Annotated in this window: 19 protein-coding genes and 1 tRNA gene; 8 read left to right on the top strand and 12 right to left on the bottom strand. The window is 64.5% G+C overall.

Annotated elements, in window-relative coordinates:
• Window positions 1-93: 93 nt before the first annotated feature.
• From MNBBLIKP_RS10125 to MNBBLIKP_RS10105, 5 genes are all read left to right on the top strand, one after another.
• Window positions 94-179 (top strand) — tRNA-Tyr (locus MNBBLIKP_RS10125).
• A gap of 120 nt (window positions 180-299) precedes the next feature.
• On the top strand, window positions 300-1,100 hold the full coding sequence (locus MNBBLIKP_RS10120; RefSeq protein WP_088310079.1) for a TrmH family RNA methyltransferase: 801 nt from the start codon (window positions 300-302) through the stop codon (window positions 1,098-1,100).
• A gap of 21 nt (window positions 1,101-1,121) precedes the next feature.
• Window positions 1,122-2,012 (top strand): hypothetical protein, encoded by an 891-nt coding sequence (locus tag MNBBLIKP_RS10115; RefSeq protein WP_088310077.1) that lies wholly within the window; start codon window positions 1,122-1,124, stop codon window positions 2,010-2,012.
• 80 nt (window positions 2,013-2,092) lie between these two features.
• Window positions 2,093-3,289, top strand: a 1,197-nt coding sequence (gene argJ, locus MNBBLIKP_RS10110; protein WP_254912999.1) for a bifunctional glutamate N-acetyltransferase/amino-acid acetyltransferase ArgJ, incomplete at its 5' end; no start/stop codon positions are given.
• On the top strand, window positions 3,286-4,083 hold the full coding sequence (locus tag MNBBLIKP_RS10105; protein WP_088310073.1) for an inositol monophosphatase family protein: 798 nt from the start codon (window positions 3,286-3,288) through the stop codon (window positions 4,081-4,083). The genes argJ and MNBBLIKP_RS10105, both read left to right, overlap by 4 nt.
• A 139-nt stretch (window positions 4,084-4,222) precedes the next feature.
• Here the strand turns inward: MNBBLIKP_RS10105 and trxA are convergent, their stop codons facing one another.
• The 9 genes from trxA to MNBBLIKP_RS10060 all read right to left on the bottom strand — a co-directional run bounded on the left by trxA (window position 4,223) and on the right by MNBBLIKP_RS10060 (window position 17,592).
• Window positions 4,223-4,543, bottom strand: a complete 321-nt coding sequence (gene trxA / locus MNBBLIKP_RS10100) for a thioredoxin (RefSeq protein ID WP_088310071.1) — start codon at window positions 4,541-4,543, stop codon at window positions 4,223-4,225.
• Between the two features lie 62 nt (window positions 4,544-4,605).
• The gene (addA, locus tag MNBBLIKP_RS10095) at window positions 4,606-8,064 is read right to left on the bottom strand and encodes a double-strand break repair helicase AddA (protein WP_088310069.1); all 3,459 of its coding nucleotides are present in this window, start codon (window positions 8,062-8,064) and stop codon (window positions 4,606-4,608) included.
• Window positions 8,061-11,054: a double-strand break repair protein AddB gene (addB, locus tag MNBBLIKP_RS10090; RefSeq protein ID WP_088310067.1), complete on the bottom strand. Its 2,994-nt coding sequence runs from the start codon at window positions 11,052-11,054 to the stop codon at window positions 8,061-8,063. Before addB ends, addA begins: the two co-directional genes overlap by 4 nt.
• The gene (locus tag MNBBLIKP_RS10085) at window positions 11,047-11,775 is read right to left on the bottom strand and encodes a nucleotidyltransferase family protein (RefSeq protein ID WP_254912998.1); all 729 of its coding nucleotides are present in this window, start codon (window positions 11,773-11,775) and stop codon (window positions 11,047-11,049) included. Before MNBBLIKP_RS10085 ends, addB begins: the two co-directional genes overlap by 8 nt.
• Entirely contained in the window at window positions 11,772-12,758 is a 987-nt protein-coding gene (locus MNBBLIKP_RS10080; protein ID WP_088310065.1) for an aminoglycoside phosphotransferase family protein, read from the bottom strand. The genes MNBBLIKP_RS10085 and MNBBLIKP_RS10080 overlap by 4 nt, the downstream gene beginning before the upstream one ends.
• Window positions 12,749-13,201: a tRNA (adenosine(37)-N6)-threonylcarbamoyltransferase complex ATPase subunit type 1 TsaE gene (tsaE, locus tag MNBBLIKP_RS10075; protein WP_441339273.1), complete on the bottom strand. Its 453-nt coding sequence runs from the start codon at window positions 13,199-13,201 to the stop codon at window positions 12,749-12,751. Before tsaE ends, MNBBLIKP_RS10080 begins: the two co-directional genes overlap by 10 nt.
• Window positions 13,198-15,555: a sensor histidine kinase gene (locus MNBBLIKP_RS10070; protein WP_088310063.1), complete on the bottom strand. Its 2,358-nt coding sequence runs from the start codon at window positions 15,553-15,555 to the stop codon at window positions 13,198-13,200. Before MNBBLIKP_RS10070 ends, tsaE begins: the two co-directional genes overlap by 4 nt.
• A 60-nt stretch (window positions 15,556-15,615) precedes the next feature.
• The gene (ahcY, locus tag MNBBLIKP_RS10065) at window positions 15,616-17,019 is read right to left on the bottom strand and encodes an adenosylhomocysteinase (protein WP_088310062.1); all 1,404 of its coding nucleotides are present in this window, start codon (window positions 17,017-17,019) and stop codon (window positions 15,616-15,618) included.
• Window positions 17,020-17,136: 117 nt separating this feature from the next.
• Entirely contained in the window at window positions 17,137-17,592 is a 456-nt protein-coding gene (locus MNBBLIKP_RS10060; protein WP_088310060.1) for an S-adenosyl-L-homocysteine hydrolase, read from the bottom strand.
• A gap of 174 nt (window positions 17,593-17,766) precedes the next feature.
• On the opposite strand from MNBBLIKP_RS10060, the gene MNBBLIKP_RS10055 reads away from it, so the two are divergent.
• The 3 genes from MNBBLIKP_RS10055 to MNBBLIKP_RS10045 all read left to right on the top strand — a co-directional run bounded on the left by MNBBLIKP_RS10055 (window position 17,767) and on the right by MNBBLIKP_RS10045 (window position 20,241).
• Window positions 17,767-18,246: a peroxiredoxin gene (locus MNBBLIKP_RS10055; RefSeq protein WP_088310142.1), complete on the top strand. Its 480-nt coding sequence runs from the start codon at window positions 17,767-17,769 to the stop codon at window positions 18,244-18,246.
• 23 nt (window positions 18,247-18,269) lie between these two features.
• Window positions 18,270-18,611, top strand: a complete 342-nt coding sequence (locus tag MNBBLIKP_RS10050; protein WP_254912997.1) for a DUF3147 family protein — start codon at window positions 18,270-18,272, stop codon at window positions 18,609-18,611.
• Between the two features lie 82 nt (window positions 18,612-18,693).
• Window positions 18,694-20,241 carry a S10 family peptidase gene (locus tag MNBBLIKP_RS10045; RefSeq protein WP_088310056.1) on the top strand — a complete coding sequence of 516 codons (1,548 nt, stop codon included), beginning with the start codon at window positions 18,694-18,696 and terminating at the stop codon, window positions 20,239-20,241.
• Window positions 20,242-20,282: 41 nt separating this feature from the next.
• On the opposite strand, the gene MNBBLIKP_RS10040 is transcribed toward MNBBLIKP_RS10045, so the two are convergent.
• From MNBBLIKP_RS10040 to MNBBLIKP_RS10030, 3 genes are read right to left on the bottom strand one after another with little or no spacing between them, the layout of a single operon-like run.
• Window positions 20,283-20,756, bottom strand: a complete 474-nt coding sequence (locus tag MNBBLIKP_RS10040) for a hypothetical protein (RefSeq protein WP_088310054.1) — start codon at window positions 20,754-20,756, stop codon at window positions 20,283-20,285.
• Window positions 20,757-20,758: 2 nt separating this feature from the next.
• Window positions 20,759-21,367 carry a GTP cyclohydrolase I FolE gene (gene folE / locus MNBBLIKP_RS10035; RefSeq protein ID WP_088310052.1) on the bottom strand — a complete coding sequence of 203 codons (609 nt, stop codon included), beginning with the start codon at window positions 21,365-21,367 and terminating at the stop codon, window positions 20,759-20,761.
• Window positions 21,368-21,382: 15 nt separating this feature from the next.
• Window positions 21,383-22,882 (bottom strand): phospholipase D-like domain-containing protein, encoded by a 1,500-nt coding sequence (locus MNBBLIKP_RS10030; protein WP_088310050.1) that lies wholly within the window; start codon window positions 22,880-22,882, stop codon window positions 21,383-21,385.
• Window positions 22,883-22,919: the final 37 nt, after the last annotated feature.

Raw genomic sequence — 22,919 nt, 5'->3', positions numbered from 1 at the left:
CGTCCAGCTTCGCCAAGAGCGCGCTTCCCTCGGCCGGAGGGTCCCCTCGGGGGCCAAACTTTCGGGGCAACCCGAACGCCGGCAAGCTGGTGTGGACAGGTGGCCGAGTGGTTAATGGCAGCAGACTGTAAATCTGCCCGCGAGAGCGTACGGTGGTTCGAATCCACCCCTGTCCACCACCCAGCCTGCTCCCCTTTCCCCGCCCCGTGGTTCCAGGCCCTGCTTTTCCAGGCCTTGCCTCCCCTTGCTTGCAGCGCCCGGCACTGGCAGGGAGACGTAATGCAACAGGATTTCCAGCCATGAACCGCCGCACCGATGCCAAGCCCAGCCGCGCCCTGCGGGGCCGTGCCGGACGGATGCAGGGCGGGCGCGGTTCGGGCCGGGCCAGCACAGGCATGGTCCGGTTATGGGGCCGCCACGCGGTTGAGGCCGCGCTCAAGAACCCGGACCGTCAGCACCGCAAGTTGTGGGCCACGCGCGAAGGGATCGAATCGCTCGACGGTGAACTGCCTGCCAACTTCCCGGTCGAATATGCCCAGGGCGTGGACCTGGCCCGGTTGGTCGCGCGGGATGCCCCGCACCAGGGACTGGTGCTCGAATGTGCCGGGCTGGAGGATATCTTCCTTGAAGACGTGCTCGATGGTGATCCGGCACGGCCGCTGGTGATCCTCGATCAGGTTACCGATCCGCACAATGTCGGCGCAATTCTGCGCAGTGCCGCCGCCTTTAACGCCTGCGCGATCCTGACCCAGGACCGCCACGCCCCGCCCGAATCGGGCACTTTGGCCAAAAGCGCATCGGGCGCGCTGGAAGTGGTGCCTTGGGTTCGCGTGGTCAACCTCGCCCGCGCACTCGATGAAGTGGCCGAGGCCGGTTACTGGCGAATCGGCTTGGACGGCGAAGGCAGCGCTACCTTGGGCGAAGCACTGCCAGCTGGGCCGATTGCCCTGGTACTGGGCGCCGAAGGTGAAGGTATGCGCCACAACGTGATGCAGCATTGCGATGCGCTCGCGCGCCTGCCAATCTCCAGCGCGATCGAAAGTCTGAATGTGTCAAACGCCGCCGCGATCGCGCTTTACGCCATCGCCACTCGTGCCTGACTTTCCGAAAGGAACATGCCCATGACCGCCCACTTCAATCCGCGCCGCCTGTTTGCCGCCGCAACCGCGCTGGGGCTAAGCATGCTGCTGGCGGCCTGCCTGATTTCTCCGGGCAAGTTCAGCTCCAGTCTGGATGTGCGCAAGGATGGGCGGTTCAGCTTCAGCTATACGGGCGAAATCTACATGCTGGGCCTGTCGAAGCTCGCCGAACTGGGTGACCGAAACAAAGAGCCGCCGGTGTTCGAACCATCGACCTGTTACAAGGACGATTCGATGGACGAACGCAAATGCACCAAGGACGAACTGGATCAGCAGAAAGCAGATTGGGACACCGAGCAAAACCGCAAGTCTGATAAAGACAAGCGCGACGGCGAAATGGCTAAGGCGATGTTCGGCGGACTTGATCCGACCGATCCCAAAGCCGCCCAGGAATTTGCCGACCGGCTGAGCCGTCAGGCCGGATGGAAGAGCGTGATTTACAAGGGCGATGGGCTGTATCAGGTCGATTTCGCGATTAGCGGTCGGCTCGACCATGATTTTAACTTCCCCACGATTGAACGCTTTCCGATGGCCAATTCCTTCGTAACGCTGGTGCGCCGTGCCGATGGCTCGATGCGGATCGACGCGACCGGTTTTGGCCCGTCCAGCACCGGTGGAGGAATGAGCAATTTCGCCCAGCTCGCGGCCATGGGCGCCGCAATGGACAAGGCTGGCAAGGACGGCGAGGGCAAGGATGAGAAGCCGGTCCTGCCGCAGATGGAAGGAACATTCACGTTCACGACCGATGCGGAAATTCTGGCCAACAATACCGATGAAGGCCCGATCACGGTGACCACTGGCAAGAAGCTGGAATGGAAAGTCACCCCGCGCACGACCGTCGCGCCCACCGCATTGATCAAACTGGCGAACTAGCCAAGCGCGACAAGCCGGATTAGGGGCGGGGCATGAGCGAAACCGTGTCCCCCCTCGCCCGCCCCTAATCCGGCTTGTCNCCCTTCCCCGCCCTGCCTGCAATTGCGGGCGTTACCCCGCGCGTGGCGCGCGCCGGGTACAAGGATTGGGGCCGCTGTGACCTGACCTATGTCGAATTGGCAGAAGGCACAGCGGTTGCGGGGGTGTTCACCCGCAATGTGTGCTGCTCGTCCGAGGTTGAGCTGGGCCGGATCGGAGTCCAACAAGGCCGCGCCCGGGCGCTGGTAGTCAATGCCGGCAATTCCAACGCCTTTACTGGCTATCGCGGGCGTGAAGCAGTTGAAGCTATCATGGCGCAAGTCGCAGGCCATCTGGGCTGCCCGCAAGATCAGGTGTTCGTCTCCTCCACCGGCGTGATCGGTGTGCCCCTGCCCAAGGACAAGGCACGCGCAGGGATCGAAGCGGCTTTGCTGGCCGAGCCGTGCAGCTGGGAAGATGCGGCCAACACCATCGGCACCACCGATACCTTTGCCAAGGGCGCGATGGCGCAGGCAGTAGTCGATGGCCGGACCGTAACACTGGCCGCGATCATCAAGGGCAGCGGGATGATCGCGCCAGACATGGCGACAATGCTGGGCTACATTTTTACCGACGTCGCAATCGCCCCCGCCTATTTGCAGGAACTGCTGAGCGCCGCCAACCAGCGCACCTTCAGCTGCATCACGGTCGATAGCGACACCTCCACCAGCGACACCGTGCTGGCCTTTGCCACCGGCGCGGCGGGCAACCAGCAGATCAACTGTGAGGGCTGCCCTGGCGTGGATGCTTTTGCCGCCGCGCTGGAGGACGTGTGCCGCCAGTTGGCCCATCTGGTTGTGCGCGATGGCGAAGGGGCACAAAAATTCATCGCGGTCAGCGTGACCGGCGCAGTCAGTGATGACAGCGCGCGGCGGGTCGGCCTCTCCATCGCCAACTCACCGCTGGTCAAAACCGCGATTGCCGGTGAGGACGCCAACTGGGGCCGCGTGGTGATGGCAGTGGGCAAGGCGGGCGAACCGGCGGACCGCGACAAGCTATCAATCGGCTTCGGCGGCACCTGGGCCGCGCGCGAAGGCCAGCCGCTGGCCGATTATGACGAAACCCCGGTCGCCGCGCACCTCAAGGGGCAGGACATTTCTATCGAGGTCGATCTGGGCCTGGGCGAAGGCCGCGCGACGGTATGGACCTGCGATCTGACCCACGGCTACATCTCGATCAACGCAGACTACCGCTCATGAGCCTTACCACTGCGGTCGAAGCAATCATGCGCGAGGCAGCGGAGCGCGCGATCCTGCCGCATTACCAGTCGCTGACCAGTGACCAGATCGTTGCGAAAGCGGCGGACGACGCGGTGACCGTGGCGGATCATGAAAGCGAGCAGATCCTGTCCGACCTGCTCGCTCAACTGCTGCCGGAAGCAGCGATAGTGGGTGAGGAAGCCGCGCACGCCGATCCGACGGTGCTGGACCGGCTGGGCGATGCGCTGTGCTGGATTATCGACCCGCTCGACGGGACCAACAATTTCGCCAATGGCAAGCCGCCATTCGGAATTCTGATCGCGCTGGCGGAACGGGGCGAAACGATTGGCGGGTGGATCTATGATCCGCTGCACCAGCGGTTCTGCGCGGCAGAGCGCGGACAAGGCGCGTGGATCAACGGGGATCGCATCTCCGCGCGCCCTAGCGGAGAAGCTCCGCCGATCGCCGCAATCTCACTGGTGTTTGCCGATCCAGCGCGGCGCGCCGCACTCAAAACCCATATCGCCCCGCACTATACCCTGGTCGATATTCCGCGCTGCGCAGCGGAACAGTATCCCCGGATCGTGCTGGGCGAGAATGACATCACGATTTTCGAACGCACCCTGGCCTGGGATCACGCCGCCGGGGTACTGTTTGTGAACGAGGCCGGAGGCAAAGTTGCACGGCCGGACGGTTCACCCTACCGCGTCGATGAACATTTGCGGCCCAGCCTGATTGGCGCGGCCAGCCCGGCGCTTTGGGATGAACTGGCTGGGCGGATGGTGGGAATGTGAGACGCCAATGCTCTCTCTCCTTCAGGGGAGAGATACGAAGGCTTGCGAGTTTGCTCGCTAGCCGGAGTTGAGAGGGGCGAGGGCGCGCACTCCCCTCTCGTGGGCCCTCCCCCCCATGGGGAGAGGGCTTTTCAATAGCTTACAGCACACTTTCCAGCCAGCCCTTGAGCTGGCTCTTGGGCGCAGCGCCCAGTTTCTGCGCAACTGGCTCGCCGTTCTTGAACAGCACCATCAGCGGGATCGACTGCACGCCGTACTTCGCGGAAATGTCGGTGTTTTCCATGATGTCGACCTTCACGATCGAAACCTGCGCCGCCAGTTCCTCGCTGATTTCTTCCAGCGCGGGAGCGATCATCTTGCACGGGCCGCACCAGTCGGCCCAGAAATCGACCAGCACGGGCTTGTCGGAAGCGAGCACGTCGGCGGCGAAACTGTCATCGGTTACGGCTTTGGTGGCCATGGGTATCTCCTGTCTGTTGCTGCCAATCTAGGATGCATTGGCGGCTTGGCAATTGGCATGGGTCAAAAGGTTTCCTGCGCCCCGGTCAATGCCTGCTTGTGGACCGCCAACAGCTCCGTTGGGATCTCGATCAGGCGCGGCACCTGGGTATAGAGCAAGGCGGCCTCGATACGGCGGCCCGGATAGGTCACTTCCAGCGCTGCGGCATAGGCAGCCATCTGGCGCAGGATCGCCACCGGCACTTCATCCAGCGAGGCGGGCGGGCGGCGGGCGGTCTTGAAATCGACCAGGCGAATTCGGTCCCCGGCGACCAGCAGCCGGTCAATCGTGCCCGCAACCACTTGTTCGCCAACCGTCGCGGCGATCGGCACTTCAGCCAAGGCATCGGGGGAGAACAGCTCGGCCCAGGCCTTTTCAGCCAGCACCGCCAGCGCGGCACTGGCCATTTCCGCGCGGGCCGGAGCGGCCAGGTCGGCGGCCGAGCGCGCCAGCCAGGCTTGCGCGGCCTCCTTGCGCTGGCCCGCTGCAACGTCGGGCAGACGTTCAAGCAATCGGTGCATCAGTATCCCGCGCCGTGCGGCGGCTTGCCCCGCTCCCGGAGGCCAGGGCGGATCGGCGCTTTGCTCTTCGCCCAATGCCGACGGCGCCAGCGGGCGCGGCGGGCGCGGTTCGGCGGGCGCTGCGCGTTCCAGCCAAGGCGGCAGCAAAGGCAGCTGGCTGACCGCTGCAGACTTGGGCGGGACGGCAATAACGGGCCGCTCTCCATGTTCCGCGCGTGCGCCCCACAGCGAATCTTCCAGCCATTCCTCCGGTTGAAACAGCCCGGCCAGCCGTGCAAACCAACTGTCGGGCGCGGGCTCCTTTTCGCGGGCACCCAGCGCCCCTGCGACAAACAGCGCCTCTTCCGCGCGGGTCATGGCGACGTACATCAGCCGCCAATGCTCCTGCATTTCTTCGGCGCGCTGGCGTTCCTCGGCTTCGGCAAGACGGCCCAGCTTCTCGTCTTTGGACAGCGACGGCAGCGGAATTTTGCGTTCCCTTTCGCCCGCCGGATCGACCAGATCAAGCGGGCTGGAGCGCGAGGAATTGGGGTTGTCCGCCGCGTCGGCCAGGATCACGATCGGGGCTTGCAGGCCCTTCGATCCGTGCACGGTCATCACTCGCACTTCGTCTCCGCCCTGCGTCGCCTCGCGCTTGAGCTCACCCTCGCCGGCGTCAAACCAGCGGATGAAGCCTTGCAGGCTCGGCACATCGTTCGCGGCAAAGGCGCTGGCGGCGTTAAGCAATTCGTCGATCGGATCGTTCGCTTCGCTCCCTAGCCGGGCGACCAGTTTGCGGCGCCCCTGCCACGGCCCGATCAGCAACCAGTGCAGCAGCGCCTGCGGGGGTTCGAAATCCGCGATCCGCAACAGATCAAGCAGCTGCACCATTGCCGCATCGGTCTTGCCCCCGCGCTGGCGGCGTAAATGGTCCCACAGAGCCATGCCATCTCGGCGGTAGCCATGAGCCAGCAAATCGTCCTGATCCCAGCCGATCAGCGGCGAAACCAGTAGGCAGGCAAGATTGAGATCATCGAGCGGCTGCGCGGCGAACCGCAGCGCGGCCATCAGATCGCGCACCGCCAGCGGTGCGGCCAGCCGCAGCCGGTCCACCCCGGCCACCGCCACTCCGGCTGCATGCAGCCGCGCCACGATCAGCCCGGCCAGTTCCTTGCGCTTGCGGACCAGCACCATGACGTCGCCGGGCGTAGCGCGGCGATTGGTGCCTTTGACCAGCGGATAGCCGTGCTCCATCCACGCGCGCACCTGCTGCGCGATCCGGTCTGCCAGCTGGCGGTCGGAACGGGCGAGCCAGTCCTCGTCGCCCTCCTCGTCCTCATCCTCGCCGCCTGCTGGCGCGCCAACGACCTGCCACAGCGTGACCAGCCCGGGCCGGTCCTGCCCGACATGCGGTTCGGGTTCCTGCACCAGACCGAAGGCGCCGTGCCCAATCCGGCCAATCGCCAAATCCACGAATTCCAGAATCGACCGCGCCGTGCGGAAACTCGTACCCAGCCCCAGCTCCCGCAGATCGCGGGCCAGATCGGTGCGACGCAGCTGGACGATGTTTTCGGCCAGACCGGTCATCGCCTGTTTGACCCGCGCGCGGGCCTGTTCAAAGTTCTCGGGGCTGGTCCCCTGAAACCGGAAGATCGCCTGCTTGTAATCGCCGACCACGAACAGCGTGCGCAGCGTGTCGGCATGGGCGCCTTCTCCGGCGAAGAAATCGCCGGTCAGCGCATCGATGATCCGCCACTGTGCAGCGTTGGTATCTTGCGCTTCGTCAACCAGGATATGATCGAACCGGCGGTCTAGCTTATAACGAATCCAGTCCGCCAGCCCCGACGTGGTGAGCAACTGTGCGGCCTGCCGGATCTGATCGTCAAAATCGATAAACCCGGCCCGCGACTTGGCATCGGCCCAAGCCAGCGCAAACTTGCGACCAAGTTCGAGCGATGGGGTAAGGAAAGCTGCCAACCCCAACAGATTGCGGCGTTCGCGCACCGCCAGTGAGCAGGCCAGCACCGCCTCTGCTGCTTGCCCGAAATAGCCTTCCAGCTTTTCGAGCGAAGACACGTCACGGACGGTGTCCTTCAAAGTGAACAGCACTTTATGCAGGTCGTCCAACCGCTCCAACCGCTGCGCCGGCCCTGCGGAAAGCCAATCGGCAATCACCACCCGCCCGGCCATGCCCTTCTTGCCGTTCCACTGCGAATAGGCGGACAGGCAGCACTGCAAGGCGTCGACATCGAACATGTCATCGTTGCACAATTCGGCCAGATCGGCCTCGCTGGCATCGCTCGGCAGGCCGAGCAGGCGCAGCACATTGGCGCGCATCGGGGGCTGCCAACCGCCCGCCCCTTCCCACGCCTCTCGCGCGGCGGCGCAGCGCAGCAGGTAGCCTTGCACGGCATCGGGGCCAAGCCTGACCGACAGCTCTGCCAAAGCGTCCAGCGTAGCCACATCGTTCTCGCGCTCGGCAGTGACGAGCAGATCGGCCAGGACTTCGCGTAGCAGCAGATCGCGGTCGCGGTCTTCCATCGCGCGGGTGCCGGGTGTCAGTCCGGCTTCATGCGGAAAGACGGCGAGCAGCCACTGGGCAAAGGCATGGATCGTATCGATCCTGAGACCGCCGCCCGGGCAATCGAGCACTTCGGCGAACAGTGTGCGTGCGCGGGCCACGGCGTCGGGACCGGAAGGCGCGCCGATGGCTTCGAGGTCACGGAACAGATCGGTGTCACTCGCCCGCACCCAGCGCGCCAGCACTTCGTTGATCCGTGCCGCCATTTCGGTTGCGCCGGCCTTGGTGAAGGTCAGGCACAGCACCTGACTGGGGCTGACCTGCGGTTGCAGCAACAGGCGCAGCACGCGTGCCGAAAGCACCTGTGTTTTGCCCGTCCCGGCCGAGGCAGACAGCCACACCACTTCGCCCGGATCGACTGCCGGGCGCTGCTCGGGCGTAAGCGGATAGAGCCCGCTCATGCTCCGCCCCCGCGCGCTTGCCATTCGTCCAACCGCATCAGCTGGTCATAATCGTTGTAGCCGTAGAGATCGGGTTGCAGACTCGCTTCGAACGGCGCGGCGCCCTTGATGAACAGATCGATCGCGCGGCCCAGATCGGCAGCGGACTGGTCAAGGAACTCTTCACGCTCCAGCCCTTGCGCACGGTCGGTCTTGAAGGGTTCGAACACGTATCCGAACGCCGCCTTGTCCTCGCTGCGCGGGCGCTTGGCCAGTGACCAATACTCGAACCACGCCGGATCACCCGCCACGCCGGGAAAACCGCCCGCCGCCGCGATCAGGCCGATGACCCCCAATTGGAGCGCATAGCCATCGGCCACCCGCTTGCGGCTGGGCGGGGCTCCGGTCTTGTAATCTACCACCGCCAGGCTGCCATCAGCCAGCCGGTCAATCCGGTCCGCGCGGCCGTGGACCTTGACTCCGCGGAAGGACATTTCGCCTTTCACTTCCGTTTTAAGTATTTCGCGCCCATCCGCCTTGAGCCGCGCAATTTCGTCGTCAACCCACTCTAGTCCTTTGGACAAACGGGGCCACCAAAGACTGCGGACCAACGGGTGTGCCCGCATCTCGGCCAAGGCTTCGCTGGCCAGTGCTAGCAGCTCACCAGCGCGACCGCCTGCCTCGCTCCAGCGGTGCAGCACATCATGGACCACAGTGCCCTTCCACGCGGCGGTCGGTTCGGCATCAAGCGCATCGAGCACACGCAAGCGCAGGATCGCCTGGGCATAGAACTGATACGGATCGCCCAGCAGCCGGTCGATTGCAGTGACCGCCAGCGGCACGTCGCGCTGTTCCAGCGTGGGGCTCGGCGCAGGGCGCTGGGCCGGATTAGCGCGCGGACCAAGGTCGATCTGGCGGGCCAATTCCACCGCCTCGAGCTCGCGGTGCGCAGCCGCGAGCTCGCCCAGCATCGCTTCCACCCGCAGCACGAAGCGGCTGGGGATCACTGGCGCGCCCTCATCGCGCTGGGCCCAGCTCAGCACCACTTCAGGTGCGCCAAGCGCTCCTGCAAGGTCATGTGCCGACAGGCCGATGCGGAATTCCGCCCCTGGCACGCCCAGCGCGCGCAGCACGGCGGGAGGCAGCAAGGGTTCCGGGCTGGGGCTGGCAGGCCAGACGCCTTCGGTCAGCCCGCAGCACACTACCAGATCCGCGCGGCTCATCCGCGCTTCGAGCAAGCCGTAGATCGCCACGCGCGGGTGCCCGCCCCACGGTGGGCGCACGGCGACCTGGTCAAGCGCATCGCGCAGCACCGTCGGCAGATCGGCGGGCGCGAGCACAGTGCCAATCTCTGCCGCCCCGCCGCGTAAGTCCTCAATCAGCGCCGCAAGCGCGCGGCCATCGGCGTTGCCCCACAGCGCCACGCCGCACAGCGCCTCGGCCGCAGTGGTCAGCCGTTCAAGTGCATCGGCCAGCGGCATGGCTTCGGGCCAGTCGAGCAGCGGGACCAACACGGCTTCCACCTCGTCCCACCACGCCCGGATCGCCTCGCCATTGGTGCGCTTGGCAAGCTTGTCGATCGCCGCGCGCAACGGCGGCAGCCCCGGTGCCGGGCGCGGTCCGCGCAAGGCGAGGTCGAGCGCGCGGCTCGCCTCCAGCCAGGCCGCACGGTCTTCGCCCGCCTTGACCAGCGGGTGTTGCAGCAGGGCCAGCAGCGGCACCGGCGCGGCGGCCTGTGCCACCACTTCCGCCAGCAGCAGCAGCACGCGCCCGGCCGTGGTCTGCGGCAGCGGCCGCCCGGCCGAATCGTCCGCCTCGATCCCCCAGCGCCGCAGGTGCGCCACGATCCGCCCGGCCAGACCACGATCGGGGGTGACCACGGCGACCCGGCGCTCGCTCTGTTCCAGCGCCTTGCGGACCAGCACCGCCACGGCCTGCGCTTCCTCGCCGGGGTGGGCGCTCTGCATCAACCGCACGCCTGACAGGCGCCGCTCTGCCGCTGGCAGATCAACCCAGCGCGCGCTGGCTTGCGGGGGCAGGAACAGGTTGGAGATCGCGCGGCTGCGCTCTGGCCGGGCTGCCGCCAGCCCCGCGCGGTGCCACGGCTGCACTTCGGCGCGGCTGATGCCCATCCGGTTGAGCAGCAGTTTCAGGTGGTACTGCGGGTGCGTCACCGCATCATCGGCGGCGAAGGGCGGATCGTCCGGTCCTTGCGGAGCGCCCGCCGTGCCCAGCGCGGCCCAGACATCGCCTTCCAGTTCAAGATCCAGGTCAGGCAGGATCACCGCTCCGCGCGGCAGCTCCGCCACGACCTTGAGCAGTCGGGCCAGCGACGGCGAGGCGCTGGTCACCCCGGCGGCGACAATCGAGTGCGGCGGCGGTTCGGCCTGCCAGCGATTCGCCGCGCGTTCAAACAGGCGGTTGCGACGCTCGGGCGGATCAACCTCACCGCGCGCCTCCAGCTCTGCCGCCCAGCGCGCTTGTACCCGCGCGAACAGCACAGTCGATTCGCGCCAGTGATCGGCCAGATCGCCAACGATCCCGGCCACCCGGTCTTGCAGCAGATCAGCCAGGTCGAGCCCTTCGACCGTCAACCGGTCCATCGTCCGCCCCAGTTCTTGCGCCAGCCGCAGCAGGCCGGGGGCCTTGGGGGCTTTCTCACCCATTTCCTCGCGCAGCAATTCAGCCAGCCGCAGCCAGCGCCGGGTGGGATCCGCAGCCAACCGCACTTCACTGCCCGCCCCCAGCGGGTCGAGCAGCGGCCCCAGCGTCTCATCCAGGTCAAGATCGCCGACCATAGCCATACGCGGCAGCAACATGCCCCCGCCCGAAAGGCGCACGAACGCCTCGGTTACGATCCGTTCGGCGCGGCGGCTGGGGAGCAGCAAGGTCAGGCGGGCGAGGCCCAGGTCCGGTTCGGCGTAACGCGGGATCAGCCCCGCAACCAGCGCATCAGCAAAGCCGCGGTGCGCAGCGATCGAATAGACGTTGGGGCCCGGCCGCTCAGCCAAGACCCAGTGCCGCCTCGGTCAGGCCGATCGCTTCGGGATAGCCGACATCGAACCAATCGCCATCGTGGATCAGCCCGTAGCAGCGCCCCTGCGCGATCGCGCGGTCCCAGAACAGGTTAGTTGAAAACACGTCCGACGGCGGATCGGTGACCACGTGCTTGGCCAGCAGCTGAATCCCGGTCCAGACATGGGGTCGCGCCCGCTTTGGCCCATCGCGGGAGAGGCGGCCCGCATCGTCGATGTCAAAATCGCCCTGCCCCTGCGTATTGCCGGCACGTTCAAACGGGACGACCAGCATCAGCACGTCCATCCGCTCCGCGTCCCACATCGCCGCCATGCGGTGCAGCGCGTGCTCCTGGGTATCGGCGAACCAATTGTCGGCATTGATGCAGAAAAACGGATCGTCCGCGATCAGCGGCAGCGCCTGCACCAGCCCGCCACCGGTATCGCGCAGCAAGTTGCGCTCATCCGATATGCGGACATCAAAGTCAGCGGCGTGGCGGGCCAGATGGGTTTCGATCTGATCGGCGAAGTAATGGACGTTGACCACGATCCGCCCCACCCCTGCATCACGCAACAAATCGAGCACGTGATCAAGCAAAGTGGTGCCAGCGACCCTGACCAATGGTTTGGGCCGGTCAGCGGTCAGCGGCATCATCCGCGTGCCCTTTCCGGCGGCCATGATCATGGCGGTACCGGGCATGACGGCCAATTCGTTCATTCGCCCAACATGCCGCCTTGGGCTGCGCGCAGTTCGGCAGGAATATTCGCATCAAACCACCGTGCCACCGGCTCCAAGGCCGGGTGGGTAAGATCGCGCTCCATCGCTTCCCAAACGCGCGGAATGTAGGAGAGGTACTTGGGCTTGCCGTCACGCTTCCACAGCCGCACAAATATGCCGATGATCTTGGCGTTGCGCTGCGCACCCAGCCGGGCGTAATCGGCCAAAAAGTCCTCTCCAGCACCCACTTTCGAGACGTAGTAATCGAACATTTCCGCCTCAAGCTGCGGAGTGACATCGCGCCGCGCATCTTGCAGCAAGGAAACGAGATCATAAGCCGGATGGCCAATCAGCGCGTCCTGAAAATCGAGCAGGCCCTGTTCGCGCAGCGACCCAAGCAGCATGATATTCTCTGCATGGTAGTCGCGCAGCACCGTCACGCCTGGGCGCTGGCGAGGCAGCATCGGTGCGAGCACTTGTTCCCAGGCCGCAGCATAGCCCGGCCCATCGATATAGAGGTTTTTCGCCGGACAATACCAGTCGACAAACAGCTTCGCCTCGCGCTGGTATTCCTGCATGCCATAGTCAACGAACGGTCCTGGCGGCAAGCGGTGGAGGTCGATCAAAGCATCAATCGCGGCGGTATAGATCTCTCGCTCATCCCCTGGCCAGGCATCGACGTATTCGCGCATCCGCGATTCGCCAAAATCCTCCAACAGCACCAGCCCGCGCTGCGCATCTTCGGCCAGCACGCGCGGGGCGCGCATCCCGTTGGCATCAAGCCACTTCGCGGCACGCAGGAAGGGCAAGGGATCCTCTTCCGGCGGCGGGGCATCCATCAGCATCGCGGTTTTGCCACTATCCCGGCGCAGACGAAAATAGCGGCGAAACGAAGCGTCCCCGGCCAACGGTTCGACCGCGGCGTCCTCCCACCCGGCAGTGGCAAGAAAAGCGTCGAGGCCGGCTGGCAAATTCAGTTCCATGGCTCGCGCCCTAGCCAATCGGGGCCCGGTTCGACAATGGCCATCCGGCCCGTTTCCGCAGTTTCCAAACAAATCGAAAGACAGCCCGGTTCGTGGACAAAGCCGCCCGCGTGTTCGGGCCATTCGGCCAGCAGTGCCGCACCTTCGCGATAGTCATCCAGCCCCAGCTCTTCCATCTCTTGCGCCCGTTCCAGCCGATAAAAATCGGCATGGACCAGCGGCAGGCGAACAGCGGGAGGATCATAGGTTTCGATGATCGCAAAACTTGGGCTTGGCACTTCGCCCTGATGCCCCAGCGCGGCGATGATCGCACGGGCCAGGGTGGTTTTGCCCGCACCCAACCCGCCTGACATGGCAACCACATCGCCCGGACGCAGCGCGGCGGCGATGCACTCGCCAAAGGCGACCATCGCGTCCAGATCGGGCAGCGCGATCCGCTTCACGGCAGATCGATGATCGCAGCCGTGCCCTGGCCGGGTTCGCTGTGCAGCGTCAGCGTGCCGCCGTGGGCTTCGATCAATTGCCGGGCAAGTGGCAAGCCAAGGCCCTGGCGGCGTTCCACCGCCTTGCCATCGGCAGTGAGCTTGAGCCCATCGAGCGCACGGGCGAGTGTGGCCTTGTCCATGCCAGGGCCATTGTCGGAAATAACTACCCGCGCTTTGCCCTTGCGCCCGGTCAATTCAACCAGAATGCGCCCGCCGGACGGTGTCGCGGCCATGGCATTGTCAATCACGTGGCCCAGCGCGCGGGCCAGACGACGGCGATCGCCGGTGATCCGGCCCACGCCCTTGTCGCCGCGCAGATCAAGTGTCAAACTAGCTTCCTTGAGCCTGCCAGCACGATCCTCAACCAGTTTCGTGACGAACGGCAGCAGGTCAATCTCTTCGCGTGCCAGCGGCAGCATCCCGGCTTCGCTTTGCGACAGGTCGAGCACGCTTTCGATCTGTTCGCCCAGCCGCTCGACCGAGGTGAGGATTGCCCCGACATATTCCTTTCCACTCTCACTGAGATCACCGCCCAGCCCGGCTTCGAGCAGTTCGGCAAAGCCGCCAATGGACGTTAGCGGCGTTCGGAATTCATAGCTCATGTTGGCCAGGAACCGCGTTTTCATCGCGTCGGTTTCTTCCAGTGCCAGATTGCGTTCGCGCAGTGCTTCCTCGGCCTTTTGCGAATCGGTGATGTCCAGCACGGTCAGCAGCCCATTGCCATCGGGCAGCGGCACCCCGGCGAATTCCAGCGTGCGCCCATCAGCCAGCAGCGCCCGTCCTCCTGTCTGCTTGCGGTCCAGCGTCGCCGCACGGACCACATCGCCCACCGCCTTGGCCTTGACCGGCTTGGCCAGTCGCCGAGTGATCTGTTCCAAGAGGGTTTCGATCCTGGGGTGCGAATCGAGCAAGTTTTCTTCCAGCCCCCAATCGGCAGCAAAGCGCCGGTTCCAGAGCTGCAACCGGCCATCGGGAGCGAACACAGCGACCGATTCGAACAGACTGTCGAACGTTGCGGTGCGGGTGCGCAGCAGAGTGTCGCGCACGGCGGACAGGCGCAACTGCTCGGTCCGGTCCTCCGCAATCAGCAGCATTCCGCCATCGGGCAGCGGCTGGGCCACGATCCGCAGGTGCGTACCATCGGCCAGCACCCAGGCCTCTTCCTGCGCCGTGCTGGCCAGGAACCAAGCCACACGTTCGCGCCGCCAGGCCGGGAAATCCCGCGCTTCGGGCACGCGCCCGGCATCACGGGCCAGATCGAGCAGGCGTTCGAACTGCGGCGGATCAAGCATCACCGCCGGTTTCAACGCGAACAGCCGCTGGAACGGCTGGTTGGCGAAAGTCAGCTGGCGCTTGGCATCGAACTGCGCGACCCCGGCGGAAAGCTGATCGAGCATCGCGCGCTGGGCATCGCGGAAGGCGCGGAAGGCGCGGGCCTGTTCCTCCATATCCTCGATATCGACGGCATAGCCGGCCACGCCGTCCTCACCCAAGGGCAGATCAGACACGCGGTGCGCGCGGCGGGCGCCGTCAATTGTCACCGGCACGATCCGTTCGATCGGCAAATGCTTGCCCAGCGCCTGCGCGGCGACTTGCTGCGCGGTCAGGCCATCGACGCTCTCGACCAGTTCGATGCCGTCAGCCACGACCTGCCGCGCGTCCTTGCCGCCGACTGCGCGGACATAGGCATTGTTGACCAGTTGCAGCGTGCCATCGGGGCCGCGGAACCACATCGGCATCGGCGCCGCTTCGATCAGGCCGACCAGTGCGGCGAAATCAGCCTGGGACCGGGCGGCTTCGGTGCGCAGCTGGACCAGTTCGCTTTCGCTGTCAGAAAAGTCGAATACCCAGACCAGAGCTGCCCCGCCCGGTGAGACCGCCGGATCGGCCAGATGCCCGCGCAAGGCCAGGCTGCGCTTTGACCCGCGCGGGGTGACGACCATGCGGAACGGTGCGGCGGTCTTTTGCGTGCGGCGCACCGCCTCGCTCAATTCCTCCAGCTGTTCGCGGGTCAGCCCGCCCCCGCCGCCGTCGATCCGGCCGCCGTCAAGTTCGGTCAGGAACTGGGGAACCCGCTCCAGCCCGATCCAGTTGGCCAGCCGCTGCGGGGCTTCGATCTTGCCATCGGCGCGGACCAGCAAGGGCAGCGCCGGGCTTTCATCGACCATCTTGGCCAGCCGCCGCGCCTGGCGCTGGCCGGATTCGGCCTTGCGCTCACGCTGGCGGGCTCGCTGCCAGGCCCAGATGGCCGCCACGGTCCAGGCCGCCAGCAGCAGCCCGACCAGCAACAGCACTGCGGGGGTCAGAGTCATGCTTCCCAGCTATGCGCGTGCGGCCCGGAATACAACCGGGCGGCACGCACAAGCTGTCGATCAATAGCGATAGTGATCCGGCTTGAACGGGCCGGTTTCGGACACGCCGATATAGTCCGCCTGCTTCTTGCTCAGCTTGGTCAGCTTCACGCCCAGCTTTTCCAGATGCAGCGCCGCGACCTTTTCGTCGAGGTGCTTGGGCAGAACATAGACCTCGTTCTTGTACTGTGCCGGATTGGTGAACAGTTCGATCTGCGCGAGGGTCTGGTTCGTGAAGCTGCTGCTCATCACGAAGCTGGGGTGGCCCGTCGCGCAGCCCAGATTCACCAGGCGGCCCTTGGCGAGGATGATGATCTGCTTGCCGTCCGGGAATTCGACCAGATCGGTGCCGGGCTTGACCTCGGTCCACTTGTAGTTGTCGAGCGCCGAAATCTGGATTTCGCTGTCGAAGTGGCCGATGTTGCAGACGATGGACATCGGCTTCATCGCCTTCATGTGTTCGGCAGTGATCACATCCTCGTTGCCGGTGGCGGTGACGAAGATGTCACAGCGGGTCACGGCTTCTTCCATGGTGACGACTTCATAGCCTTCCATGGCGGCCTGCAGCGCGCAGATCGGATCGACTTCGGTGACCATCACCCGCGCGCCGCCCTGGCGGAGCGAGGCGGCAGAGCCCTTGCCCACGTCGCCAAACCCGGCAACGCAGGCGACCTTGCCGGCCAGCATCACGTCAGTCGCGCGGCGGATCGCGTCAACCAGCGATTCCTTGCAACCGTAGAGGTTGTCGAACTTAGACTTGGTGACGCTGTCATTCACGTTGATCGCGGGGAATGGCAACTTACCGTCCTTGGCGATCTGGTAAAGGCGATGGACGCCGGTGGTGGTTTCTTCCGAAACACCCTTGATGTGGGCGACTGACATGGTGAGGTAGCCCGGCTTGCGCTTCAGAAAGGCCTTCAGCGCGCGGACGAATTCGATTTCCTCGGCATTGCTGGGTTCGAACAGGTCCTCGCCCGCTTCCACCCGCGCGCCCCACAGCGCGAACATGGTGGCATCGCCGCCATCGTCGAGGATCATGTTGGCGGTCTGGTCACCCCAGTCGAAGATCGAACCGACATAGTCCCAGTATTCGGCCAGGCTTTCGCCCTTCACCGCGAACACCGGAATGCCCGCAGCGGCAATCGCGGCGGCGGCGTGGTCCTGGGTGGAGAAGATGTTGCAGGTGGCCCAGCGCACTTCGGCGCCCAGCGCGGTCAGGGTTTCGATCAGCACCGCGGTCTGGATCGTCATGTGCAGGCTGCCGGTGATCCGCGCGCCCTTGAGCGGCTGTGACGTGCCGAATTCCTGACGCAGCGCCATCAGCCCAGGCATTTCGGTTTCGGCAATGCGGATTTCGGCGCGACCATAGTCGGCAAGGCCGATATCGGCGATCACATAGTCATGTTCGGTCTGGGCGGTGGTCACCGGGGAAGCTCCTGAATCTGGAGGAACCGCCCGTACGGGTCAGGACGGCACCTGGTCTGTGCCGCCCCTTACCCACTTGCCCCAAACGAGGCAAATATAAAGATGTCTTTATATGGCCTAGCGGCGCAACCAAGCAAACTGCGGGGTGCCGCTGCTTTCCAGCAACTGGTCCGCCGCTGCGATTAGCGGTTCGGGACCGCGCGCTTCGGCCAGCCCGCGTGCGACCTGCTTCAGCTGGCCGCAATCGAGCCAGGGGTGGCCCTGGCCATAGGTGTTGGCCATGGTCACGCTAAGCTTGTCCAGCGCGCGGTCGGCGATGCGGCCCGATCCGCCCATCTGCGCCTTCAACGCATCGCTGGCGGCGTTCAGTTCGGCGAGGTGGTTGGTGGTGAAGCGGCCATAATCGGCCTGAAAATTGTCTGCCCCGGTGCGGCACCGCAGCCCGGTTACCATCAGCATGATGTCCAGCCGGCGCAGCTTTTCCGCGCTACTCATTGATCCGGCACTGGCCGGTGCGGCCAATACCATCGAAAAAGCGACCAATCCAGCCGCGACCCCTTGTGCGATTTTCATCTAACAGTCTCCCGGCGGGATCGATCCCCCGCGAAAGACAGCCTCGCGCAATTCGTTTACGCATTCTTAAAGCGGCGCAGTAAAGCGAATTTAACCATGCGCGGGCGTTGCCCTCTGCCTGATCGTGCCTATATCCTGCGAAAGATTCGCAACACTGCCTACAGGAGAATGACGATGACGATTGCCGTTGGTGACAAGCTGCCCGACGTTAAGCTGGTCAAGGCTGGCGAAGCTGGCCCCGAAGCGGTCCAGTCGGCCGACTATTTCAAGGGCAAGCGCGTGGCGCTGTTCTCGGTTCCGGGTGCCTTCACCCCGACCTGCTCAGCCAAGCACCTGCCCGGCTATGTCGATCACGCCGCAGACCTCAAGGCCAAGGGCATCGATGAAATCGCCTGCACGGCCGTCAACGATCCGTTCGTGATGGGCGCCTGGGGCAAGGCTTCGGGCAGCGCGGACGTGACCATGCTGGCCGATGGCAACGGCGATCTTGCCGAAGCCCTGGGATTGACCATGGACGGTTCGGGCTTTGGCCTGGGCAAGCGCGGCCAGCGTTTCTCGATGGTGATCAACGACGGCGTGGTCGAACAGCTCAACGTCGAAGCACCGGGCGAATTCAAGGTCAGCGCTGCCGATTACATGATTGAGCAGCTCTAGGGCTGACTGCAATGTGGGGGCAATTGGCGATCAAAGCCGCGCTTTCGGGCGTTTTGATTGCTATTGCTTCTGAACTGGCCCGCCGCAACCCAGGTTGGGGCGGGCTGGTTGCCTCACTTCCGCTGACCAGTCTGGTCGCGCTGGTGTGGCTGTGGCGCGATACGCACGATCCGGCCCGCGCGGCAGATTTTCTGACAGGAACGGCACTTTACGTTGTCGCCGCCCTGCCCTCTTTCCTGATCCTCGCTACGTTGCTGCGCCGCGGGATCGGCTTCCCGCTCGCGCTGGCACTTGGCTGCCTGACGGCGATGGCGGGCTATCTGGTGCTGATCTGGGCCGGACGCCGCTGGGGCTTGCCGGTTTAGCCGGCTTGGCTTGCGCAGCGCTCTTGCGACTTGGCGCAAGGGGCGGCATCACCTGCAGCACAACCAAACGGGGACCACATCCATGCGCATTGCCGCCAGCCTGCTGCTGCTTGCTGCCACCTCCTTGCCGCTTTCTGCGCAGGACAAAAAGCCTGAAGCATCCAAGGGCCACAAGGAGGCCATGATTGCCGAGGTTGAGCAGGCCTGGGTCAAACCCCCGGTGGAAGAAGCCAGCGCGGTCAGCAAGGGCGTGGCCACCGTGCGCGGGGCAAAAATCCCCTATACCGCAACGGCGGGTACGCTGACCATTCGTGACGATGATGGCAAACCCACTGCCAGCATGTTCTACACCGCCTATACCAAGGATGGCGGCGGCAACTGGCCGGTAACGTTCTTCTTCAACGGCGGACCTGGTTCTCCCACAGTCTGGCTGCATCTGGGCAGCTTTGCCCCGGTGCGGGTACAGACCAATGATCCGGTCTATGTAGCACCAAGCCAGTATGCACTGCGCCCCAATCCCGACAGCCTGATCGACAAGACCGACCTGGTATTCATTGACGCGATCGGCGCGGGCTGGTCACGCCCGCTGGGGGACAAGAGCGGCAAGGATTTCTGGGGCGTCGATCAGGATGCCGATGCCTTTGCCCGGGCAATCATGCGCTATGTCGCCAAGAACAACCGCTGGGCCAGCCCCAAGGTGCTGTTCGGCGAAAGTTACGGCACGCTGCGTTCCGGTGCGGTCGGGGCCTTGCTGGAAGCTCGCGGGGTTAGCCTTGATGGGATTGTTCTGCTGTCCACGATCCTGAACTATGGTGTGCGCCAGCCTGGTTACGATCAGAATACCATGATCCTGTTCCCGACTTTCGCGGCAACAGCGTGGTATCATAATCGCGTGCCAGGCCGGCCGGCCGATCTGGATAGTTTTTTGGCCCAGGTCCGGGCCTTCGTTGCCGGCCCCTATGCCGCCGCGCTGGCCAAAGGCGATACGATCTCTCAGGAAGAAGCGCGCACTGTGGCCGAGCAGATGGCCGCATTCACCGGGCTGTCCGTCGATTTCATTCTGCGTGCGCGGCTACGCGTGTCGCTCAACCATTTTCAAACCGAACTGCTGCGTGACCGGGGCCTGGCCACCGGCCGACTCGATACGCGCTATCTCCTCAATGTCGGGGATGCCAATGCAGACAGCCCGGACGATGATCCCGCCAGCACTGCCATCACCGGGGCCTATTTCAACACCTTCCGGGATTATGCTGCGCGCACGCTGGGCTACAAGACCGACATGCTCTACAAACAGTCAGCGCGCGACAGCGGCTTTGACTGGGACTGGAAGCACCGGGCACCCGGAGAACGCGGAGTGCAGACTTCACCCAATACGGGCGTTGACCTGGCCTATACCATGAGAACAAATCCGCATCTTAAGGTACTGTTCCTGAACGGTTATTATGATGCCGCCACGCCATTTTACAGCACCGAATTCGATGCCGCGCATCTGGGTCTGACGCCCGAACTGCGGCGCAATATCAGCTTCAAATACTATCAGGCCGGGCACATGATCTACCTTAACCCCCAGGCACTGACGCAGATGCGGGATGATGTGGCGACCTGGTATGATGCGGCGGCACGGCGATAAAAAGGGACGGACCCTCCCATGGCGGGGGAAGTTCGGCGCCGTCAATTCTCGCGCGGTTTGGGCCTGGCTGACAAAGGCTTGCGGTATTTCAGCGCCAGTTTCATGTCCGTGAACGTACCGCGCATGCCGCAATAGGAATGGCAGCCATTGTCACGATCTGTCCAGCGCAAGTCTTTGCCCTGACGCCAGATTTCCAGTTTGCAAGCATTGCCGTCCCAGCCATCGGGATCAGTATAGATCAGCCGGTTGCCCATCAGAGTGGCGGTGCCCTCTAGATCGCAGGTGTGGCCATTGAAGAAATTAAGCGCAAACGAGACCTTGGCCTGTTTGGCATCGATTGGCTCGATCACCACTTCGTCGGTGACATCAAACTTGCCGCCGCTGACATCGCCGCTTTGCCAGGTGCGGGCATAATAGCCCGCCATGCCTGCCATGGGTGAACCCCCAGCGGCCTGCAGCATCGCACCGCCGCCCAATGCCAGCAGCAACCCCGCCCCGATCACTCCCTTGCGCATGATCAATACCCCATCAGGCTGAGCACTTCCTTGCGGCTGCGCGAATCTTCAAGGAAGCAGCCGAGCAGGCGGCTGGTGACCATGCCGACGCCGGGAGTCTTGACCCCGCGCCCGGTCATGCAACCGTGCTGCGCCTCGATCACCACAGCGACGCCGTGCGGATTGAGGTTTTCCCAGATGCATTGCGCCACTTCGGCGGTCAGCCGTTCCTGGATCTGCAGGCGCTGGGCATAGCCGTGCAGCACACGGGCCAGCTTGGAAATGCCGACCACCGAATGGCGCGGCATATAGGCGATCGCGGCCTTGCCGGTGATCGGGGCCATGTGGTGTTCGCAATGCGACTGGAACGGAATGTCCTTCAGCAACACCAGTTCGTTATAGCCGCCCACTTCTTCGAACTGGCGGGCCAGGTGCAGCGCCGGGTCTTCCTGATAGCCCTGGCAATATTCCTTCCACGCCCGCGCGACCCGGGCCGGGGTATCGACCAGCCCTTCGCGCTCCGGATCGTCGCCCGACCAGCGCAGCAGAGTGCGGATCGCTTCCTGCACTTCATCGGGCACCGGCAGCTTGGCCATCGGGCCACCATCGCCCGCATCGTGATCGCAGCTCATTACCGTATTTCTCCTTCAGCGCGGGCGGCGCAACCAGCCGCCCCGGGCAAACAATCCGCGCCGTTTGCTGAACGGTTCGAACAGTTCCTCCGGCCGCTCGGGATCGAGCAGCGCGTTGTCAGCCACCGCTTTCTCCGTTTCGGTCAGTTCAGGCAAGTGCAAAGCATCCAGCCGCTTGCCGCTTTTTGGCGCATTCTGGATCAGCGCCAGCATCGATGGATTGGCGGCCAGCGCTTGGCGCACGTCTTCCATCTTCATTCCGCAGTGTTCGGCCAGCAGGCGGTGGCGCAGGCGGGTGATCGCGGCCTTGGCGTGGCCATTGCCGGGGCGCGCGGCATCGATGAACACGTCGCATTCACTGTCCAGCCCAAGCGAGCGGTTGTTCATGTTGGCCGAGCCGATCCGCACCACTTCATCATCGACGATCATCATCTTGGCGTGGATGTAGATCGGCGTTCCCGCCGCGTTGCGGGGAACGAAGATGCGGAAGCGCTGGGCGTGATCGTGTTCCGCCACGGCATGGCACAACCGCACCCGCGCGCCGTCCATCGCGGCCTGTTCCAGCCAGCCTTCGGCGCTCAGCGGGTTGATCAGGACCACTTCGGGCGGATCGGGCTCGGCCATCTTGCGGGCGATCGCCTCGGCCACGGCGCGGGCGGCGAAGTATTGGCTTTCGGCATAGATGAAGTGCTTCGCGCGGGCGATGTGTTCGATGAACAGGCGTTCGATCTCGCGCAGTTCGCTGGTCCCATTCCAGGCGGCGCGGGTGCGCGAAATGCCCACTTCGACGTCGATGAATTCCGCCTTGAGCTCACTCGGCCAGGGCGAGGCCGATTGCTGCCAGCATGGGTCCAGTGGCGGTCCGCCCGCCAGCGCCCAGCGCTGCCGCCCCAGTTCGCCCAGCGCAGCGGCAGCTTCGCCTTCGACCAGCATGGTCAGGTCATGCCACGGGCCATAGAGCCGGCGGCCATAGGGCAGGCGGCGGCGCGGATCGTTCTCGCGGTGTTCAGGTGTGTCCCAGCGGTCCGAAGTCATGTCGATCCCGCCGCAGACCGCAAATTTGTCATCAATCACCACGATCTTCTGGTGGTGACTGCAACCGATCGGATGGGCGGAATCGAATTTGAAATCGATCTGGCGGTGGAACAGCCAGCGCAGCAGATCGAGCGCCATCGAGCCCCGAAAGATGAATTTCAGCGCACCGATGTTCCATTTCAGCAGCCGAACTTGCAGATCGGGCGTGCGCTTGCACAGCCAGACGATATAGGCCCCCAGCCGGGCGGGCATGGCCAGCTTGCTGGGCCGGTTCCACCACCGCCGCCCCTGCCCCAGGTGAATCCGGCTGTCGAAATCCCAGCCAATCAACAGGATCCGCTGCCGCGCGCGGCGCATCGCGGTTTGCATCACTTCGAAATAGTCCGCCGCGTCGATCACCACATGGGCGCGGCTGGCGCGGACGAAGCGCCAGACCGATGGGGAAATACCGCTGTCTGGATCGTCGGAGGGGGCCGCCATGGCCTGATCCTAGGTCAGCGCATCGCCCCCAGCAAGC

The sequence above is a fragment of the Novosphingobium sp. B 225 genome (assembly GCF_002198665.1).
GTDB lineage: Bacteria > Pseudomonadota > Alphaproteobacteria > Sphingomonadales > Sphingomonadaceae > Novosphingobium.
The sequence above is the reverse complement of the archived record's forward strand: the minus strand, read 5'-3'. Positions and strand labels throughout refer to the sequence as shown.

Excerpts from the sequence above, each read along its gene's own strand:
- MNBBLIKP_RS10040 (WP_088310054.1), bottom strand. The coding sequence starts at position 20,756 with ATGCGCAAGGGAGTGATCGGGGCGGGGTTGCTGCTGGCATTGGGCGGC.
- addA (WP_088310069.1), bottom strand. The coding sequence starts at position 8,064 with ATGAGCGGGCTCTATCCGCTTACGCCCGAGCAGCGCCCGGCAGTCGAT.
- MNBBLIKP_RS10080 (WP_088310065.1), bottom strand. The coding sequence starts at position 12,758 with ATGGAACTGAATTTGCCAGCCGGCCTCGACGCTTTTCTTGCCACTGCC.
- MNBBLIKP_RS10120 (WP_088310079.1), top strand. The coding sequence starts at position 300 with ATGAACCGCCGCACCGATGCCAAGCCCAGCCGCGCCCTGCGGGGCCGT.
- MNBBLIKP_RS10115 (WP_088310077.1), top strand. The coding sequence starts at position 1,122 with ATGACCGCCCACTTCAATCCGCGCCGCCTGTTTGCCGCCGCAACCGCG.
- MNBBLIKP_RS10060 (WP_088310060.1), bottom strand. The coding sequence starts at position 17,592 with ATGAAAATCGCACAAGGGGTCGCGGCTGGATTGGTCGCTTTTTCGATG.
- MNBBLIKP_RS10105 (WP_088310073.1), top strand. The coding sequence starts at position 3,286 with ATGAGCCTTACCACTGCGGTCGAAGCAATCATGCGCGAGGCAGCGGAG.
- MNBBLIKP_RS10070 (WP_088310063.1), bottom strand. The coding sequence starts at position 15,555 with ATGACTCTGACCCCCGCAGTGCTGTTGCTGGTCGGGCTGCTGCTGGCG.
- MNBBLIKP_RS10045 (WP_088310056.1), top strand. The coding sequence starts at position 18,694 with ATGCGCATTGCCGCCAGCCTGCTGCTGCTTGCTGCCACCTCCTTGCCG.
- MNBBLIKP_RS10055 (WP_088310142.1), top strand. The coding sequence starts at position 17,767 with ATGACGATTGCCGTTGGTGACAAGCTGCCCGACGTTAAGCTGGTCAAG.
- MNBBLIKP_RS10085 (WP_254912998.1), bottom strand. The coding sequence starts at position 11,775 with ATGAACGAATTGGCCGTCATGCCCGGTACCGCCATGATCATGGCCGCC.
- trxA (WP_088310071.1), bottom strand. The coding sequence starts at position 4,543 with ATGGCCACCAAAGCCGTAACCGATGACAGTTTCGCCGCCGACGTGCTC.
- folE (WP_088310052.1), bottom strand. The coding sequence starts at position 21,367 with ATGAGCTGCGATCACGATGCGGGCGATGGTGGCCCGATGGCCAAGCTG.
- MNBBLIKP_RS10030 (WP_088310050.1), bottom strand. The coding sequence starts at position 22,882 with ATGGCGGCCCCCTCCGACGATCCAGACAGCGGTATTTCCCCATCGGTC.